The organism is Halorussus litoreus, from assembly GCF_003382685.1.
In the GTDB taxonomy this organism is placed as follows: Archaea; Halobacteriota; Halobacteria; order Halobacteriales; family Haladaptataceae; genus Halorussus; species Halorussus litoreus.
On record NZ_QLVG01000071.1, the window covers coordinates 1 to 18,161 of the forward strand.

The following is an 18,161-nucleotide window of genomic DNA, read 5'->3' on the forward strand; positions in this document are numbered from 1 at the left end:
GGCGACCGGCGAGGCCGCAGCCTCGCCGGTCGCCGCCGCGGTCGAATCGTCTTCTGCGGTGCTGTCGCCGTCCGCGGTCGCATCGTCGGCGAGCGTCAGGACCAGCCGAACGGTCTCGTCGGGCATCGGGTCGCGGCAGATGGACCGGACGACGTGGCTCTCGTAGGTCATGGCAGTAGTGCCTCTGAGATTCGGACACTCACGGCCGTCACAGCGGCTCCCACGTCCGCGGCGAGTCGTTCAGTCGCTCGCAGCCGTCGTCGGTCACGACCACGAGGTCCTCGATGCGCACGCCGAACTCGCCGGGCAAGTAGACGCCGGGCTCGACGCTGAACACCATCCCGGGTTCGAGCGGTTCCTCGTTACCCTCGACGATGTAGGGGTCCTCGTGAACGTCGAGGCCGACGCCGTGGCCAGTGCGGTGGACGAACCGGTCGCCGTAGCCCGCCGACTCGATCACCTCGCGCGCGGCGCGGTCGACCGCCTCGGCGGGGACGCCCGGCTCGACCGCCTCGATGCCGGCCTGCTGGGCTTCGCGGACGACCTCGTGAACTTCTTCGTAGTTCTCCGGGGGCTCGCCCGCGAACACGACCGTCCGGGTCTGGTCGCCGGGGTAATTGTCCGCGAACGCGCCGAAGTCCAGCACCACGGGGTCGCCGCGCTCGATCTCGCGGTCGCCGTGGCGGTGGTGGGGCTTGGCCCCGTTCGGACCCGAGCCAGCGATGGTGCCGAACGCGGGCTCCTCGCCGCCATTCTCGGCGAGGCGGCGCTCGATCTCGGCGGCGAGTTCGGACTCCGTGAGCCCGATGGCGTCCTCGCCGAGTTCGCGTATCTCGACGCTCACCTCGTCGGCGAGGGCCGCGGCCGTCCGGAGCGCGTCGAGTTCGGCGTCGTCCTTGCACACGCGCATGTCGTCGAACACCTCGCTGGCGAGCCCGAACGTCGCGTCCGGGAGCGCGTCGCGGAGGTCCTGCGTGAACAGCGCCCACATCGTGTCGCCGAGCAACAGGTGGCCGCCGCGCAGGTCGAACTCGTCGGCGAGGTCGGCCACGAGCGCCATCGGGTCCTCGCCGTCGGCCCAGAGCCGGAGGTCCTCGACCCACGACGCCGCTCGAATCTGCTCGTCGTACATCTCCGGCGCGACGAACGCCGCGTCGCCCTCCCGGGGAATTACGAGGAACAGGTGGCGCTCCATCGGCTCCTCGCGGAACCCCGAGGCGTAGAACAGGTTGGTGCTCGGAAACAGCACGGCGGCGTCCGCGTTCGCGTCGGCGAGTCGGTCGCGACACCGCCGGGTTCGCTCCTCGAAGACTGTCATGGACGGCCGTTGCGCGCGATTCGGCTTAAATGTAGGTACGCTCGTGCCGACTGTGACGGCCCACCGTATCGTCGTCAGTACTCTTCGGCCGCCAGTTCGTCGAGGTGCTGCTGGAGTTCGGGATACTCGTCGAGGTCGACGAAGCCGTACTCGCCGCCGCCGTAGAACGTGTCGGGGAGTTCGCGCTCGACCAGCATCGTGTCGGGGTCGGCCTCGACGTGGTTCACCTTGTCGAGCGGGACGACGCGGGCCGTCTCCTCGCCGTCGAGGCAGACCACGGTTCGCTCGCGCACGAGCACCGCGTCGAACGCCAGCGGGTCGTACTCGTCGACGGCGTACACCGTCGGGCTGTCGGATGCCATACCGGACGGTCGGCGAGAACGAGCATAAACGTCGGGGAAAGAGCCCCGTGAGGCGAGAGCGACGCGGCTGACCCGGCGCGAACCGACGTAGCCCCCCGAACGCTCCGATTTCCTCCGAGGGTTTATTTACCACACTCGCTTACTATCGTACTCATGACCGGGCCGATCCGCCAGCGCGAGCGAGGGGCCGAACGTGGGGAAACTGAGCGCGTGGACGCCGAGAAGGGAGAAACCGAACGCGAGGCGTCCGAGGACGTCCAGACCTGTCCGGAATGCGAGTCCGGGTCGCTCGTCGCGGACGCTGGCGGGAACGAACTCGTCTGCGAGGACTGTGGCCTCGTGGTCGAGGAGAACAACGTCGACCGCGGGCCCGAGTGGCGCGCGTTCAACCATCAGGAGCGCCAGAGCAAGTCGCGGGTCGGAGCCCCGACCACCAACACGATGCACGACAAGGGGCTGACGACCACCATCGACTGGAAGAACAAGGACGCGTACGGTCGGTCGCTCTCCTCGGAGAAGCGCTCGCAGATGCATCGGCTCCGGAAGTGGCAGGAGCGCATCCGGACCAAGGACGCGGGCGAGCGCAACCTCCAGTTCGCGCTGAGCGAACTCAACCGGATGTCGTCGGCGCTCGGGGTCCCTCGATCGGTACAGGAGGTCGCGTCGGTCATCTACCGGCGGGCCTTGAAGGAGGACCTCATCCGCGGGCGCTCCATCGAAGGCGTCGCCACGAGCGCACTCTACGCCGCCTGCCGGAAGGAGGGCATCCCGCGGAGCCTGGAGGAAGTCTCGGAGGTGTCGCGAGTCGAGCGCAAGGAGATCGGCCGCACCTATCGCTACATCTCACAGGAGCTCGGCCTCGGGATGGAACCCGTCGACCCGAAGAAGTACGTCCCCAGATTCTGTTCGGAACTCGAACTGCCCGAGGAGGTCCAGTCGAAGGCCAACGAGATCATCGACGTGACCGCGGAGAAGGGTCTGCTGTCGGGGAAGTCGCCGACGGGCTACGCCGCCGCCGCGATCTACGCCGCGTCGCTGCTCTGCAACGAGAAGAAGACCCAGCGCGAGGTCGCCGACGTCGCGCAGGTGACGGAAGTCACCATCCGAAATCGCTATCAGGAGCAGATCGAGGCCATCGGACTTTACAACTGACCGGCGCGTAGTTCGCCCGACGGCGCGGAACGACGGGGTGATCGACATGGAAATCGACGAGACGTTCGAGCGGCGACTCAAAGCGGAGTTCGAGGGCGACGCCGGGGCCGCCCGCGTGGTCGCGCGACAGGCGCGGGACCTCGACGACTCCGGTCAGTTCGCGGCCGACATGGGCCGAGAGCTGACGGTCGAGGCGGCGATCGACAACCTCCGGGACGCCCCCGACGACCTCGCGCTCCCCGAGAAGTGGAACTGGTGGATGGGCGCGCTGGAACTCGCGTACGGCGAGTACGACCGCTTTCGCGTTCTGCGGTGGGCCGGTCGCTCGGAGTAGTCGGTAGGGAGAGACGTTTTCAGAGCATCCCGGTCTGGACCCCGCCGGTCGCGCCGAGGTACGCGACGTAGAACTGGACCGCGTTGAACGCGCCGTGGATGAGCGACGGGACCACGAGGTTGTCGGTCCACTCGTAGGCCGCACCGAGCACCGGCGAGAGCACGAACAGGATGGCGAGGTAGACGATCTTCCCGCCGCCCGTGAGCGAGAACACGTGGATGACCGCGAACAGGAAACTGGCCGCGATGATGGCCACCCACGGGCCGAACGCCTCTCGGAGCCGGCCCTGAACGACCCCGCGGTAGAGCAGTTCCTCGCCCGGGCCGATGAACAGGAAGGAGAGCGGAATCAGCAGGAGGAACACCGTCGGGTCCTGCTCGCCGAACTGCTCGACCGTGTTCGACGCCGACTCGATGCCGAGCGCCATGAACAGCAGCGAGAGCGTGACGAGTCCTCCGAACAGCGCGATGGTTCCTCCGACGGTCCAGCCCACGTCCCGGAGCGTCGGCACGCGGGCCTTGACGTAGTCGAGCCCCCGGTCGGTGTACGAGAGGTACGCGAACGCGAACGCGCCGAACGCCACGCCCTGTCCCAGCACCGTCGAGATGCCGAGCAGAAGCGTGGGTTCGTCGAGGATCGGGACCCCGACTGCAACCAGTACGAAGACGGCGACGGCGACCAGCAGCGAGGCGAACACGTAGCCGCCGACGCCGAGGCCCGTCGCGACCGCGAGCGCGCGTCCCGGCGAAGCGGGCGACGACTCTTCGTGACGAACTCCGTCCATGTGGGCGGAGCTACGCGCCCGACTCACTTGAATGTCGCACAGACGGCTTCCCGAACCGCGGTCGGCCCGCGGACGTACCGCGTCGGGTCGCGAGCGACCTCGAACGCCCGCAGGAGCACGACCAATCGTCCCTCCGAGACGGTCCCCTCGGAGGCGTTCCCCCCGGAGACGGTCGCGCGGAGCACCGGTCCGCGCCCGGTCGCGACGACGTACGGCGGGTCTGCAACCGGCGGTGCCGACAGCGCGAACCCCGCCGCGCGGACCGCACCCGCGAGCACGTCGGGCAAGCGCCCCCACGCGCCCGCGACTTCGAGTTCGGCCCGGAGCGGGCCGGCGACTGCGCTGGCGTCGGTCGTACTCGGGCAGTCCCATCTTTCCGCCACGACTTCTGCGCACGCGAGCACGGTCGCGACCGTGCTCGCGTGCTCGTCGAGCACGTACCGGCGGGCCCGCGCGGCGGGATCGCGGTCCGATGCGGGCCGTTCGGAATCGGGGAGAGCAGAATCAGAGGAGTCAGAATCGGAGCGGCCGTTCGGGTCGGGGTCGGGCACGCCCACCGATTCGCCGCACACCGATAAATCACCGGCGATGGCGGTCCACTGGCTATCTGGGGTCCGAGACCAAGGGTCTCGACGGCGAAGGAGCCGTCCGAGTCGGCCAAGTGACAGTCGTCGACCGGGGGAAAAGCCTACAAGTGAGGGGACGAAGACTGAAGTAGATGGTACAGATGATTCCACTGTTCGGACCCGTGCCGGGCGGGATGGAGATGATGGTGATTCTCCTCATCGCCGTCCTGCTGTTCGGCGCGAACAAGATCCCGAAGCTGGCTCGCTCGACCGGCGAGGCGATGGGCGAGTTCAAGAAGGGCCGTCAGGAAATCGAGACAGAGCTCGAGGAGATGACCGACCCCGACGTCGCTCCGTCCGAGGAGGACGTCACCCGTGAAACCGACGCGACCGACAGCACGAACGACGCCACCGAAACGTAAGTGCCGAACGACGCTGCTGACGAACGCCGCCGACGAACGACGCGGCCGGAACGTAACCGCGGCCACCGACGCGACGGCTCTTTGTAACCGGTATCGATTTCGTTCGGGCGATGTTCGACCCCGAGGTTAAGGGCCTTCGGTCCCGACATACTCTCACATGAGTAGTGAAGAGCTTCAGGAGACCAACACGGAGGAGCGCTTCGAGTTCAAGAAGGAAGAGCACTCGGCGCTCCGCTCGGACAAGGGGCTGACCGAGGAGGTCGTCCGCCTCATCAGCGACGACAAGGACGAGCCCGACTGGATGCTCGACCGGCGACTCCGAGCCCTGAAACACTGGGAGGAGATGCCGATGCCGACCGACTGGCCCGGCCAGCCCGACCTCACGCAGGTCGACATCGACGAGATCGTGCCGTACATCCGGCCGGACGTGGACAAGCGCTCCGGAGCGGACAGCTGGGAGGACCTGCCGGACGAGATCCAGGACACCTTCGAGAAACTGGGCATTCCGGACGCCGAGCGCGAAGCCCTCTCTGGCGTGGGTGCCCAGTACGAGTCCGAAGTCGTCTACCAGAACATGCAGGAGCGCTGGGAGGAGAAGGGCGTCGTGTTCTGCAACATGGACGAGGCCGTCCGCGAACACGAGGACCTCGTCAAAGAGCACTTCATGACGTCGTGCGTCCCGCCGAGCGACAACAAGTTCGCCGCGCTCCACGGCGCGGTCTGGTCGGGCGGCAGCTTCGTCTACGTCCCCGAGGACGTGACGGTCAACATGCCCGTCCAAGCGTACTTCCGCATGAACTCCGAGGGCATGGGCCAGTTCGAGCACACCCTCATCATCGCCGAGGAGGGGTCGGAGGTCCACTACATCGAGGGCTGTTCGGCACCGAAGTACGGCACGCACAACCTCCACAGCGGCGGCGTGGAAGTGTTCGTGGGCGAGGACGCCCACGTCCAGTACAGCACGGTCCAGAACTGGTCGAAGAACACCTTCAACCTGAATACGAAGCGCGCCATCGTCGAGAAGGGTGGCCGCATGGAGTGGGTCTCCGGCAGCATGGGCTCGAAAGCCACCATGCTCTACCCGTCCTCGATTCTCAAGGGCCGCGGCGCGTCCGCGAACCACATCTCCATCGCGTTCGCAGGCGAAGGGCAGGACATCGACACCGGCGCGAAGGTCTACCACAACGCGCCCCGCACCAACTCCACTATCGAGTCGAAGTCGGTCTCGAAGGACGGCGGCCGCACCAACTACCGCGGCCTCGTCCACATCTCCGAGGGTGCGACCGACTCCTCGACCTCCGTCGAGTGCGACGCGCTGATGTTCGACAACGAGTCGACCAGCGACACCATGCCGTACATGGAGATCGACGAGAGCAAAGTCGACGTCGCTCACGAGGCGACCGTCGGCAAGATCGGCGACGAGGACGTCTTCTACCTCCAATCGCGAGGGCTCGACGACGACGACGCCAAGCAGATGATCGTCTCCGGGTTCATCGAACCGATTACGGAGGAACTGCCCATCGAGTACGCCGTCGAGCTGAATCGACTCATCGAACTCGAAATGGAAGGCAGTCTCGGGTAATTTCCACTCGATCACGACCGCCTTTTTCCGCGGCTCCGAGAGCGCTTCAGCCTCGCTCGAATGCGATACCCGTTTAAGTGAGAAGGAAAATTGTGGCGTATGACAGGCGACTCCGCCGCAGGGGACGGCCGCGGCGGGGCACCGGGAATCGACGAGATCCTGACCCTCCTCAGCGACCGCTATCGCCGACACGCGCTGGCGTGCCTCGACGGCCTGCCCGAGCCGGTCGCGCTTGAGGGGCTGACCGAACAGGTCGCCGGTCGGGAGTTCCAGCAGCCGCCGGACAACGTGTCGATGATGACCAAGACCCGCATCGCCACCGACCTCCACCACTCCCACCTCCCAAAGCTGGAGGAGGCGGGAATCATCACGTACGACGCCGACGAGGGGAAGGTGACCCGCATCACCATCGAGCCGCCCCTGACCGGCTTCCTCGACAAGGTTCGCAGGCACGAGGGGTAACGCCAGCCCGGCGCGTTTCGGGGTCGATGCTCGCCGATGGGTCGCATCGCGGGACACCACAACCCCAAAGTCACTCTCTCACGTGGGGGTTCGTATGGACGAACAGACCGACGCCGGACGCTCGTCGCTCGGCCGCCTCGCACTCCTCGCGCTGACGTTCGCCGCCGGATACGTACTCGGATCGCGGCGGGGCGGCGGGACCGACGAGTGGCAGGAGCCCGACCGCGAGCCCACCGAGATCACCATCGACGGCGACCAGTCGGCGGCTGCGGACGAGAGCGCCGACGAGGAGTCGGAGAGTTAGTCAGAATTCTCGCCCGAGGAGTCGTCCGAACCGGTCGCCATCGCTGGTTCCAGCGCGTCCCGGAACGCCCCGATGTCGGCCGGGAACACCGAGATGGGCTTGGGCCGGTCGAGCACCTTGATGCGGGCCTTCCCGCGCTTGCGGTAGCTCCAGTAGAGACTCGCCGCGCCGAACGCCGCGAACGCGAGGCCTAACGGGAGGCTCCGCGGGATCGAGTAGAGGCCGTACCCCACCAGCAGCGCGCTCAGCACGCCGAGAAACCAGTCGAATTGCTCGACCGTCACCTCCGCGATCTGGTCGAAGTCGACCGCGGTGACGGCGTCGCCGCCCGAACCATCGTCGCTCTGGACGAGCAGGCGGTCGCCGGTCAGCACCACCGATCCGCCGGTCCGAAGGGGCAGGCGCTCGCGCACGGTCTCGCCCGCGTCGAGCGCGTCGGCCGCGGTGGAGGGTGCCGCTAGCGCGTCGGCGGAGTCACCTGCTGGATCGGCTGAGTCGGTCATCGTGTCCGAATTGCAATCGCACTGCGAAAAAAGGTCGGGTCGGTCTCCGATTCGAGGAGCGGTCGAAGCGCGCGATCAGGAGCGGTCGAGCCCCGTGGTCAATCCGCGCCCGGCGCGCGCTCGTCGCCCTCGGGGCCGCCCGAGCGGTCCCAGAACGACTCGAAGTCCTCGTCGTCCTCGGACAGCTCTTCGAGTGCGGTCACGCCGCGCTCCTCCGGCGTGCCGTCGATGGTGTTGTCGAGGAAGAAGGCGATGATGCCGCCGACCGCCATCCCCGTCGAGCCGATGACGAAGACGGTGGTCGAGACGACCTCGGTGCCGAGCACCGGACCGAGCAGCGCGACCTCGGCCATGCCCTCCTGGAAGCCAGCCGCGCCGCCGGCGACGTTGCCCATGTACGCCGGAATCGCGAGCCCCGCGAACAGCGCGATGCCGACGATGAACACGTTCCGGTTGCTGTCGAGGTCGACGAACTTGAGCTGCGAGAGGCCGACCGCCGCGATCTGGCCGAACATGGCGATGTACAGCCCGCCGACGATGGGCGCGGGCAGGGTCGCGAACAGTTGGCCGACGTAGCCGACGTAGCCCGCGACGATCATCACGATCGCACCGATCTGGACCACGTAGCGCGAGGCGACGCCGGTGATGCCGATTGCGCCCACGTTCTCGGTGTAGGAGGTCGAGCCGTTGCCCGTGCCCATGATTCCGGCGAACGTGTTGCCCAGCCCCTCCATGCCGATGCCGTGGTCGATGCGCTTCTTGCTGGGCGCGCCCTTGCCAGCCATCCGGGCGACCGCGTGGTAGTCGCCGAAGCTCTCGATGGCGGAGGCCAGCATGCCGGCGATCATGCCGATGATGAACGCCGGGGTGAACTGGGGCATCCCCCACTGGAACGGGTAGATGGCCTGGACCGCCGACGCGCTGGCGACCGAGCCGAGGTCGACGTAGCTCACCGAGTCCGCGCCGTAGACGCCGGTCACCGACAGGACGGCCGCCACGACCCACGCGCTGGCGATGCCGAGCAGGACGGGGTAGAGCCGGAACGTCCGGTGGTACTTGTCGAGGTACTGGCTGAAGAGTACGATGAGTACCAGCGTCAATCCGAGCAGCCACCAGTTCTGGCCGGTCACGTCCGCGGTCGTCGCTGGGTTAACGATCTGGGGCGCGTTGAACAGCGCGAGACCGATGAGCGCGATGGTCGGAGCGATGACGACCGGGCTCATGTACCGCTTGAGCGCGCCCATCACGCCGAAGTAGCCGATGAGTACCTCGACCAGCCCGGCGACGATGACCGCGCCCATCAGCTCTCTGAGCATGAGGTTCCAGCCCGCACCCTGCGCACCGAGCACGCCGATGATGGCGATTGCAGGTGCGAGCATCGAGAACGTCCCGCCCTGCACGATGGGGTAGCGGTTCCCGATAGTTGTCTGGGCCAGCGTCGCGATGCCGGACACCACGAAAAACGTGCCGATGAGTTTGCCGACCTCCTCGGCGGGCATCCCCATCGTGCCCGCGAGCGCGAGCGGGATGGCCACCGTCGCGCCGATCATCGTGAGGTAGTGCTGGAAGCCGAGCAGCGCGGACTCGCCGAGCGGCGGCTTGTCCTCGATGCCGTACTCCACGAAGTCCGACCCGCCGGCGTCGGGGTCGGGGGCCGGACCTTCCGGCGCGATGTCCGACTCGACCTCCTCGAAGTCGTCGTCCCCGCTCATGCCGTCTCACCCGTCGAGCGCCGGTCGTCAGTCGGTGGCCCGGTCAGTGTGCGCACGTCGCGCGCGGCGCGTGCTATGCTCACGAATGGCATAGATACCAATGCATAAACAATTGGTATAAATATACCGGTAATTTTTTCGTGATGTTTCCCCGAAATCGGTGATTCCGGGGTTTGAGCCGGGGTCACGGCCGGGACAACCTATTTGAGCGTCCCTCGACAGGTGAACGTATGGCATCGGAACCCACCTACGGCGTTCACGCCGACCTGAACGTCCCGGTCGAGACGCGGGACGGAACCCGGCTGGCGACCGACGTGTATCGCCCCGCGGACCCCGAGACGGGCGACCCCATCGACGAGCCCAAACCCGCCCTACTCGACCGCACGCCCTACGACAAGTCCGGCGGACGGCTCCGCCACGGCGAGTGGTACGCCTCCCGGGGCTACGTCATCGCCATCCAGGACGTGCGCGGGCGGTTCGAGAGCGAGGGCGACTTCTACATCCACGTGAACGAGGCCGAGGACGGCGCGGACGCCGTGGAGTGGCTGTCCGACCGACCCTACTGCGATGGGCAGGTCGCCACGCTGGGCACCTCCTACGGCGCGTGGGTCCAGAACGCGCTCGCGACGCAGGATCCCGACGGGCTCGCCGGGATGTTCGTCAACATGGGCGCAGCCAACGGCCGGGAGAAGACGTTCCGGCACAACGGGGCGTTCGAGCAGCGCTGGCTCTCGTGGGCGTTCACGCTCGGGGCCGGGTTCGCCCACCAGTCGCTGGCCGACCCCGAGGTCCAGCAGACCTTCGCCGACGTGGACTTCCGGGAGGTGTTGACCGACGACGAGGGGCGACCCCGAACCGTCGAGCGCGGCAAAACCGCCCTTGCGGAGCTTCCACAGTACGAGGAGTGGGCGTTCGACATCATGGAGTCGGGACGCGCGAGCGACGACCTGTGGCGGAATCCCGGCGTCGACTTCGAGCGGTACTACGACGAGAGCGCCGACGTGCCCACGGTCTACTCGGGCGGCTGGTACGACTCGTACACGGGCGCGACCTGCGACAACTTCCGCGGCCTCGCCGACCGGACAGACAGCGACCACTACCTCCTGATGGGCCCGTGGACACACCTCGCGCGGCTCCCCGGCGGTCACGACCACAGCGAGGCGCTCCTGTTTCCACCCCTGACGTGGGAGTCCCCGACCGCGGGCGACCTCGCGTTCGGCGAGAACGCCGTCCGGAAGTACCGCGAGACGCGACTCGCCTTCTTCGACCGGTATCTGAAGGGCGAAGACAGCTGGGATCGGCCTCGCGTCGAATACTTCCTGATGGGCACCGGCGACGGCCACCGGACAGAGGACGGCCACCTGTTCCACGGCGGCGAGTGGCGGAGTGCGGAGTCGTGGCCGCCCGCGGACACGGAGATGACGAAGTTCTACGCCCACGGCGACGGCACCCTCGCCGCGGAGCCCCCGACCGCCGACGACTCCGCAACCAGCTACGAGTTCGACCCCGAGGACCCAGTCCCGACCATCGGCGGCAACACCTCGTCGTACCTCACCTACGAGCCCCGCGAGGAGTCGGTGGGCGCGTACCCGCTCGGCGACCGCAACATCGTCGACTTCGCGGGACGCGGCGGATTCGACCAGCGCACCGACGAGGACACCTTCGGTGCCGAGCCGCCGTACGGCCCGCTCGCGGACCGCGACGACGTGCTCGTCTTCCGGACGCCGCCGCTGGAGGAGGCGGTCGAGATCGCGGGGCCGATTCGGGTCCGAGTCTACGGCTCCACGGACGCGCCGGACACCGACTTCACTGCGAAGCTGATCGACGAGTACCCGGCGAGCGACGATTATCCGGAGGGGTACGCGCTCAACCTCTCGGACTCCATCTGCCGGGCGCGCTACCGGGGGTATCGTGATGAACCGGACTTCGTCGAGCCAGGCGAAGTGTACGAGTTCTACATGGAACCGTACGACACCGCGAACCGGTTCGAGACGGGCCACCGGATTCGGCTCGACATCTCGTCGTCGAACTGGCCGCGCTTCGACGTGAACCACAACACCGGCGGTCCGCTGTACGGTGGGGAGGAGTATCGCGTGGCCGAAAACACGGTGTATCACGAGCGCGGCAATGCGACGCATATTGAACTGCCGATTCTGTCTGCCGAATAGCCGATTCTCGGTTCGGTTTCGAGGAGTCTGACTCGTAGAGCGCCAGTAGGCTTCCCGCAATAGGAAGACACGTCGTGAAAACCTATAACGACCTCGTCGAACACGGCGAAAATTACGCCGACTTCAAACGACGAAACTACTCCTCGACGAACGCCACGCACCGCGAGACGCTCGACTCCCCGCCGCGGAACCGCCACGGGAAGGTGCCGATCTGGACGCGTTCGTTCAACAACTCCTCGGGCACCTGCGCGTTCTCGACGTGGATGATGCCCTCGGGGAACAGCTCGGTGTGCATGAGCTGGTAGCCCTGCGGCGGGAAGATCTCGTCGAGGTCGTCGACGCCGTGCTTCTCGCGGGCTTCGCGCGCGAGTTCGGGCCGTACGTCCCGGACCACGGTGTTCATCGGGTGGTCGGCGCTCCCGCAGTCGACCATCAGGTAGTTCAGGTCCTTCTCCTTGCACCAGTCGGCGAACTCCTGATTCGGGCCGGGGTGCTTGCAGAAGAAGGCGTGCGGGTCGGCATCCTCGCGGTGCCACGCGTACTGCTGGTAGCCCGTGTGGATGAACAGGATGTCGCCCTCGCGGACCTCGACCGCGTCCTCGATCATGTCGCTGGTGTACACGTCGTAGTCGCCTACCTCGTCCGAAATGTCGGCGATCACGGCGTCCCCGACCAGTTCGTCGAGGCCAACCGACGCGATGTCGCGCCCGCTGGCGTCGAAGTGTTTCTCGCCGTCGAGGTGGGTGCCGGTGTGGTTCATGAACTCGATCTTCTGGCCGTTGACCTTCTCGGTGTCGAGCGATTTCTCGTACCACACCTTCGGATTGTCGTAGGTCGGCCACGCGGGCGTGTCCTGCGACCACGGCTGGGTCAGGTCGTACATCGTGTATCCGTCGAGCATTCTGGAGTCCTCCGTCCGTCGGTGGAGTCGCGGGAGGGACATAAATCTTGGTAGGGATTAGCGTACCGATGGGTGTGTCGGACGGCTGCACCGAGCAAGCGAGGCGGCCCTCCGCACGCGACGACGAATACGGGTTCCCACGGCCGATAGACAGCCGAATCCGGCAGTGACATGTGAATTCACACCAAAGTTTATTACCGTCCTGCGTATACTCACTCATCTGTCGCTATCCGAGGCATCGCCCGCGAACCGACGACTCGACCCCCACGCATGAAACCCGCACCGTTCGAGTACCACCGACCCACCACCGTCGCGGAGGCCGCCGACCTGCTGGCCGACCACGGCGACGCGGAACTGCTGGCCGGCAACCAGTCGCTCGGCATCGTGATGTCGAACAGGCTGGCGACGCCCGACCACCTCGTCGACCTCAACACCGTCGAGGGCCTCGACTTCGTGACGGAGCGCGAGGAGGGCGTCGCCGTCGGCGCGATGACCCGCCACCGGACCATCGAGCGCTCGGACCTGCTGGCCGAGCGACTGCCGATACTCCCCGAGGCCGCCGAACAGATCGCCGGACCGAGCGTCCGCAATCGCGGCACCCTCGGCGGGAGCGTGGGCGAGGCCGACCCCGCGGGCAACTACCCCGCGGCGCTGACCGCCCTCGACGCCACGCTCGAACTCGTCTCGGCCGACGGCGAGCGCGAGGTCCCCGTTTCGGAGTACTTCATCGCGTACATGTTCACCGACCTCCGCGAGGACGAAATTATCCGGGCGGCCGAGATCACGACCGACCCCTTCCCACCCGAGCGCACCGGGATGGCGTTCGTCGAACTCAAGCCCACCGCCCAGACGTGGCCGACCGTCAGCGCCGCCACCGCGATCAGGGTCGACGACCCCGACGCAGCCGATCCGGTCGTCGAGGAGGCCCGTCTCGCGCTGGCGAACGCCGCGGACGTTCCGCTCCGCGTCGAGGCTGCCGAGGACGCAGTCGAAGGCGAACCGCTCTCCGAGGCGTCGCTGGACGAGGCGGCGAACGCTGCGACCGCCGCGGCCGACCCCGAGGACGAGATGCACGCCGACCGCGAGTTCAAGGAGGAGGTCGCGGGCGAGTACGCGCGACGCTCGCTGAACCGATCCTACGAGCGAGCGCAGACGTGATTCGAGAGTTCGCGGTCCTGACCGACGAGAGACCAAATCCATGATGGAATTCGAAGGCGAGTTCGAGTCAGACCTGTCGAGAGAGGAGTTGTGGAACTACTTCACCGACCCCGACGTGCTGGCCGACTGCGCGCCCGGCACCGACTCCATCGAACTGGAGTCGCCCCACGAGGTCACGGCGACCATCTCGGTCGGCGTCGGGAGCGTCAAGCCTACCTTCGACGTGGAGATGCTGGTCACCCGCACGGAGCGCCCGGAGCTGCTGGAGATGCAGGCCGACGGCAGCGCCTCCCGGAACGCGTTCGACGCGGTGGCCGAGATGCGACTGGCGGAGAACGGCGACGGGGGAACAACCGCTCACTGGTCGGCGACGACCGACGTGTCTGGCATGATCGCGAGCCTCGGCCAGCGGGCCCTCGGGAGCGTGACCGACAAGCTGGTCACCGACTTCTTCGAGGATCTGGAGGCGAAAGCACAGGAGGGCGAACCCGCGGAGTCGAAACTGGAGGCCAAGCCGGACGCCGAGGCGTCGCTAGAGGACTGACTAGGACTCTTCACCGTCGTTTCGAGTACAGTCCCGAGCGCGATGCCGAGGGCCATCCCCTGCGCGAGGTTCTCGTCTTTCTCGGTTTCGGCGCTCTCCGCCGGTGCGTCGCTCTCCGCAGTTTCGTCGCCCTTCTCGGTTCCGTCGTTCGTGGCGGTCATACGGCACGCGAGTCGCGGTGCCGCGATAAATCGGTCGTCGGAATCGACGTATCACAACGGCTAAACGGAAGACAGGTGTACAAATCGGTCATGTCCTCCCTCTCGCTCTACGAGGACCGACTCTCCCGAGCGCTCGACGGCGAGGAGTTCGCCATCGCGGTCGTCACCGCGACCAAGCCCGACTTCTACAAGCAAGCGCCGCTGGTCACGGCGGCCGAGGAGCGCGGACTGCCGTGTTTCGTGCTCCACACCGGGCAACACTACGACGACGTGCTCGGGCACGGCCTCGCCGAGTACGACCTCGAATCCAGCATCGGCGTCGACATGCAGATTCGGGGCGGCCTCTCCGAGAAGACGGCCGACCTGATGACCCGGACGAAGGCGGTTGCGGACTATCTCGACGCGGAGTACCCCGACACCACCGTCCTCCCCATCGTCCACGGCGACACCCACGCCGCGGGCGTGTTTCCGCAGGCGTGGGCGTTCGCCACGAACCAGTTCGTCGCGCACAACGAGGCCGGGCTACGGGGGATGATGCCCGCCTTCGAGAACGCCGACGACCCCGAGACGTTCGTCGCCGACCAGTTCGAGGGCGAGTGGACGCTGAATCGGGCCGAGCCGTTCCCCGAGCAGTACGACACGTTCGTCGGGAGCGCGGCCGCCATCTACCACTTCGCGCCGGTCGAGCTGAACCGCCAGCACCTCCGGAACGAGGGCTACCCCGCCGAATCGAACGGGACCGAGCGCGTGCCTGTCGTCGGCAACTCCATCGTGGACGCCATCGAGGCGAAGCGAAATGCGGATCTCGACGAATCCATCTTCGACATCTATCCCGTCCTGGAGGAGCGCGACGACTGGGTTCGGGTGGACGTCCACCGCCGCGCCAACCTCCTGCCCGAGCGATTTTCCGCCATCGTCGAGGGCGTGATCGGACTGGTCGAGGACGGCTACAACGTCAACTTCGTGGAACTGAACGCGACGAGGGAGGCCTTGGAGAACTACGGCTACCGCGACACGCTGCTCGAACTCGACGAGGAGCGCGAGAACTTCCTCTTTACTGGGCTCTGGAAGAAGCACGCCCACGTGTACGAGTTTTTGACCTCCGGCCAGTGCTTCGCGGAGTTCACCGACTCGGGAAGCATGCAGGAGGAGCTCAACGTCATCGAGGAGGCGTTGTGTCTCACCGCGCGATTCAACACCGACCGGCCCGAAACCGTGATGGACGCCGAGTCGAACCTGCTCGTGCCGCCGATCTCGGGCGATCACGTCCGCGAGATGATCGAGTACGTCTACGAGACCGACGCGGTGCGGGATCGGCTCGGGAACAACGAGAACCTCTACGGGGAGGACGTGGGACGGCAGATCGTGGCGTTCCTCGACGAGCGCCGGGACGATCCGGTGTTCGAGTGGGCCCACGAGCGCGCCGGCTTCGACGGCGACGACCGCGCGTTCGACTATCTGTAACGGTCGACTACGTGGAAGGACATTCGGTGCAGAACTGTCTTGGATGACACCCGGCGCGTGACTACCCCGAATTTGCCGCCCGGCGCGCCTACTCAACTTGACACCCGGCGCGCGCGAGCAACGCGCGCCAGGGACGAACGACCGAACGAAGTGAGGGAGAGAGGAGGCTGGGGAGGTGTGAGGCTGCGGCTTCTCATGTGCCTCGGAAGTAGCTAGCTTCGTGCTGACACACGTCCCTACGAGACCGCTACTGATGCTTGAGCCTCGGCGTGACCGCACCGCAACAGCACAGCAACCGCGAGCCTCGAACCTCCCCAACCTCCTGCGCTTCTCGGGCTTCGCCCTGCGATGCTCGTCCCTCGCGCGATTTGCGCGGCGCAAGAGAGCGCCGCGCAAATCGCGCGCCGATTGGAAAGATAAACCAGCGAGAACCAGTGGACGAGTTCCCGAGCGCAATTCCACGAACGTCTCGAATCACCGAGTTCTCACGGCCGATGACTTGAGTTGCGAGCCCGTCGTGCGCCCGGCATGAAGGCAGTCACGGTGGAGAACGACCGCATCGAGTGCGACGACGTCGAGGAGGGCCGCCACGGGCTCGTCTGCTATCACGACGAGCGCGTGGTGGGCTACGTCCCGTACGACCGACTCGACCGCGTGGCGGAGACCCGGACGCCAGTGGCGTCGAGTTCGCTCCGGAGCGTGGGCTACGACGACGGAGAGGGCGTCCTCGAACTCGAATTCCGGAGCGGCGGCGTCTACCGGTATGCCGACGTGCCCCGCGAGACGTACGAGGAACTGCTGAGCTCGCGCTCGCACGGGTCGTACTTCCACGAGCAGATCCGCGGGCAGTACGACTACCATCGGATTCGGTGAGACGGACGCGGAGGTTTAACCTCCTCGCGCACAAAGCGCCGCCGATGGGACGGAACCGCGACGGCCCAGTAGTGCGGAATCGCGACGACCTCGTGGGGGAAACCACCAGCGCCCGCGATGCAGTCAGCGACCTCGCACTCGACTGCGTCGAGGCCGGAATTCGTGCCGCGAACCCCCGAGAAGTAGCCCGTGAGGCGGTTGGGGTCGAGGAGGAAACCCTCACCGTCGCGGACGAGGCCTACGACCTCGACGCCTACGAGGAGATCGTGGTCCTCGGCGGCGGGAAGGCCGCGGTCGGAATCGCGGCCGCGCTCGAAGACGCGCTCGGCGAGCGAATCGACCGCGGGGTCGTGGTGTCCGACGACGTTGGGAGGCTTGACCCCGACCGTGTAGAAATATACGAGGGCGACCACCCGGTCCCGAGCGAGCGCGGGGTCGAGGGCGCACGGCGCGTGCTCGACCGCGCGGACGCGGCAGACAAAGAAACGCTCGTGCTCGCTATCGTCACCGGCGGCGGGAGCGCGCTCCTCCCGGCACCGGCCGAAGGGCTCTCGCTGGCGGACCTCCGAGCGACGACCGAGGCACTGCTGGCGAGCGGCGGGACCATCGGGGAGATGAACGCGGTGCGCAAGCACTGTTCGGCCATCAAGGGCGGCCGCCTCGCCGAGCGGGCGGCACCCGCCACGGTGGTCGGCCTCGCGGTGAGCGACGTGGTGGGCGACGACCTCGCGACCGTCGCCAGCGGGCCGCTCTCGCCCGACGATTCGACCTTCGGGGACGCGATCGCGGTGCTGGACCGGTACGGCATCGACGCGCCGCGAGCGGTCCGCGAACGACTGACGGACGGTTCGAACGGGGCAATCGCGGAGACCCCGACCGCTGGCGATCCGGCGTTCGACGGCGTCTCGGTCCACGTCGTCGCCAGCGCGACCACCGCGCTCGATGCCGCAGCCGAGACCGCTCGCGAGAGTGGGTACGACCCCCTCGTGCTCTCCTCCCGGATTCGCGGGGAGGCCCGCGAAGCGGCCAAAACCCACGCCGCGGTCGCCGAGGAGATATTGACGACCGGAAATCCCGTCGAGACGCCCGCAGTGGTGCTCTCCGGCGGCGAAACGACCGTTACAGTCCGGGGCGACGGCGAGGGCGGGCCGAATCTGGAGTTCGCGCTCGCGTGGGCGCTCGACCTCGATCCGGACCTCGGTGGCGACTCGGACCACGACCCCGACGACCGCCCACCCGTGGCGCTCGCCAGCGTGGACACCGACGGGCGCGACGGCGGGACCGAGGTCGCAGGGGCGCTCGTGGACGACCGAACCGTTCGCGAGATTGTTCAGAGTGCTAACAGCGAGGCCGACTGCGGGGCTGGCGACGCGGCCGACTCGGCCGCGTCG

At 67.1% G+C, this 18,161-nt stretch carries 19 protein-coding genes; 12 read left to right on the plus strand and 7 right to left on the minus strand.

Going from position 1 to position 18,161, the window contains the following annotated elements; translation table 11 throughout:
- Nucleotides 1-208: 208 nt before the first annotated feature.
- Both DPQ64_RS17320 and DPQ64_RS17325 read right to left on the minus strand, forming a co-directional pair.
- Nucleotides 209-1,318, minus strand: a complete 1,110-nt coding sequence (locus DPQ64_RS17320) for a M24 family metallopeptidase (protein ID WP_115865562.1) — start codon at nt 1,316-1,318, stop codon at nt 209-211.
- Between the two features lie 74 nt (nt 1,319-1,392).
- The gene (locus DPQ64_RS17325; protein WP_115865563.1) at nt 1,393-1,680 is read right to left on the minus strand and encodes a hypothetical protein; all 288 of its coding nucleotides are present in this window, start codon (nt 1,678-1,680) and stop codon (nt 1,393-1,395) included.
- Nucleotides 1,681-1,833: 153 nt separating this feature from the next.
- Here DPQ64_RS17325 and DPQ64_RS17330 point away from each other — a divergent pair, with 153 nt between their 5' ends.
- Nucleotides 1,834-2,832, plus strand: a complete 999-nt coding sequence (locus DPQ64_RS17330) for a transcription initiation factor IIB (RefSeq protein ID WP_115865564.1) — start codon at nt 1,834-1,836, stop codon at nt 2,830-2,832.
- Nucleotides 2,833-2,878: 46 nt separating this feature from the next.
- Nucleotides 2,879-3,166, plus strand: coding sequence for a hypothetical protein (locus tag DPQ64_RS17335; RefSeq protein WP_198662183.1), 288 nt, complete (start codon nt 2,879-2,881; stop codon nt 3,164-3,166).
- 19 nt (nt 3,167-3,185) lie between these two features.
- On the opposite strand, the gene DPQ64_RS17340 is transcribed toward DPQ64_RS17335, so the two are convergent.
- A complete protein-coding gene (locus DPQ64_RS17340) occupies nt 3,186-3,950 on the minus strand; it encodes a CPBP family intramembrane glutamic endopeptidase (RefSeq protein WP_115865565.1) in 765 nt (254 codons plus the stop codon).
- Nucleotides 3,951-3,973: 23 nt separating this feature from the next.
- On the minus strand, nt 3,974-4,522 hold the full coding sequence (locus DPQ64_RS17345) for a hypothetical protein (protein WP_232820621.1): 549 nt from the start codon (nt 4,520-4,522) through the stop codon (nt 3,974-3,976).
- A gap of 146 nt (nt 4,523-4,668) precedes the next feature.
- Between DPQ64_RS17345 and DPQ64_RS17350 the strand changes: the two genes are divergently transcribed.
- The 4 genes from DPQ64_RS17350 to DPQ64_RS17365 all read left to right on the plus strand — a co-directional run bounded on the left by DPQ64_RS17350 (nt 4,669) and on the right by DPQ64_RS17365 (nt 7,286).
- Nucleotides 4,669-4,938, plus strand: a complete 270-nt coding sequence (locus tag DPQ64_RS17350) for a Sec-independent protein translocase subunit TatA/TatB (RefSeq protein WP_115865566.1) — start codon at nt 4,669-4,671, stop codon at nt 4,936-4,938.
- Between the two features lie 157 nt (nt 4,939-5,095).
- Complete coding sequence (gene sufB, locus DPQ64_RS17355) at nt 5,096-6,520, plus strand: Fe-S cluster assembly protein SufB (RefSeq protein WP_115865567.1); 1,425 nt, start codon at nt 5,096-5,098, stop codon at nt 6,518-6,520.
- A gap of 99 nt (nt 6,521-6,619) precedes the next feature.
- On the plus strand, nt 6,620-6,982 hold the full coding sequence (locus DPQ64_RS17360; protein WP_115865568.1) for a DUF7344 domain-containing protein: 363 nt from the start codon (nt 6,620-6,622) through the stop codon (nt 6,980-6,982).
- Between the two features lie 94 nt (nt 6,983-7,076).
- On the plus strand, nt 7,077-7,286 hold the full coding sequence (locus DPQ64_RS17365; protein ID WP_115865569.1) for a hypothetical protein: 210 nt from the start codon (nt 7,077-7,079) through the stop codon (nt 7,284-7,286).
- Here the strand turns inward: DPQ64_RS17365 and DPQ64_RS17370 are convergent.
- Together DPQ64_RS17370 and DPQ64_RS17375 are read right to left on the minus strand one after the other, a co-directional pair.
- Nucleotides 7,283-7,789 (minus strand): hypothetical protein, encoded by a 507-nt coding sequence (locus tag DPQ64_RS17370; RefSeq protein ID WP_115865570.1) that lies wholly within the window; start codon nt 7,787-7,789, stop codon nt 7,283-7,285. The two genes, DPQ64_RS17365 and DPQ64_RS17370, sit on opposite strands and share 4 nt — an antisense overlap.
- Nucleotides 7,790-7,887: 98 nt before the next feature.
- Nucleotides 7,888-9,501, minus strand: coding sequence for a uracil-xanthine permease family protein (locus DPQ64_RS17375; RefSeq protein WP_115865571.1), 1,614 nt, complete (start codon nt 9,499-9,501; stop codon nt 7,888-7,890).
- A 230-nt stretch (nt 9,502-9,731) separates the two neighbouring features.
- On the opposite strand from DPQ64_RS17375, the gene DPQ64_RS17380 reads away from it, so the two are divergent.
- Nucleotides 9,732-11,669, plus strand: coding sequence for a CocE/NonD family hydrolase (locus DPQ64_RS17380; protein ID WP_115865572.1), 1,938 nt, complete (start codon nt 9,732-9,734; stop codon nt 11,667-11,669).
- A gap of 136 nt (nt 11,670-11,805) precedes the next feature.
- Here the strand turns inward: DPQ64_RS17380 and DPQ64_RS17385 are convergent, their stop codons facing one another.
- The gene (locus DPQ64_RS17385) at nt 11,806-12,570 is read right to left on the minus strand and encodes a cyclase family protein (RefSeq protein WP_115865580.1); all 765 of its coding nucleotides are present in this window, start codon (nt 12,568-12,570) and stop codon (nt 11,806-11,808) included.
- Nucleotides 12,571-12,840: 270 nt separating this feature from the next.
- On the opposite strand from DPQ64_RS17385, the gene DPQ64_RS17390 reads away from it, so the two are divergent.
- From DPQ64_RS17390 to DPQ64_RS17410, 5 genes are all read left to right on the plus strand, one after another.
- Complete coding sequence (locus DPQ64_RS17390) at nt 12,841-13,728, plus strand: FAD binding domain-containing protein (protein ID WP_115865573.1); 888 nt, start codon at nt 12,841-12,843, stop codon at nt 13,726-13,728.
- Nucleotides 13,729-13,768: 40 nt separating this feature from the next.
- Entirely contained in the window at nt 13,769-14,272 is a 504-nt protein-coding gene (locus DPQ64_RS17395) for a CoxG family protein (RefSeq protein WP_115865574.1), read from the plus strand.
- Between the two features lie 251 nt (nt 14,273-14,523).
- Complete coding sequence (locus DPQ64_RS17400) at nt 14,524-15,897, plus strand: UDP-N-acetyl glucosamine 2-epimerase (protein ID WP_115865575.1); 1,374 nt, start codon at nt 14,524-14,526, stop codon at nt 15,895-15,897.
- 528 nt (nt 15,898-16,425) lie between these two features.
- Complete coding sequence (locus DPQ64_RS17405; protein ID WP_115865576.1) at nt 16,426-16,770, plus strand: KTSC domain-containing protein; 345 nt, start codon at nt 16,426-16,428, stop codon at nt 16,768-16,770.
- A 44-nt stretch (nt 16,771-16,814) separates the two neighbouring features.
- The coding region (locus DPQ64_RS17410; protein WP_115865577.1) for a glycerate kinase type-2 family protein at nt 16,815-18,161 on the plus strand (1,347 nt) is incomplete at its 3' end.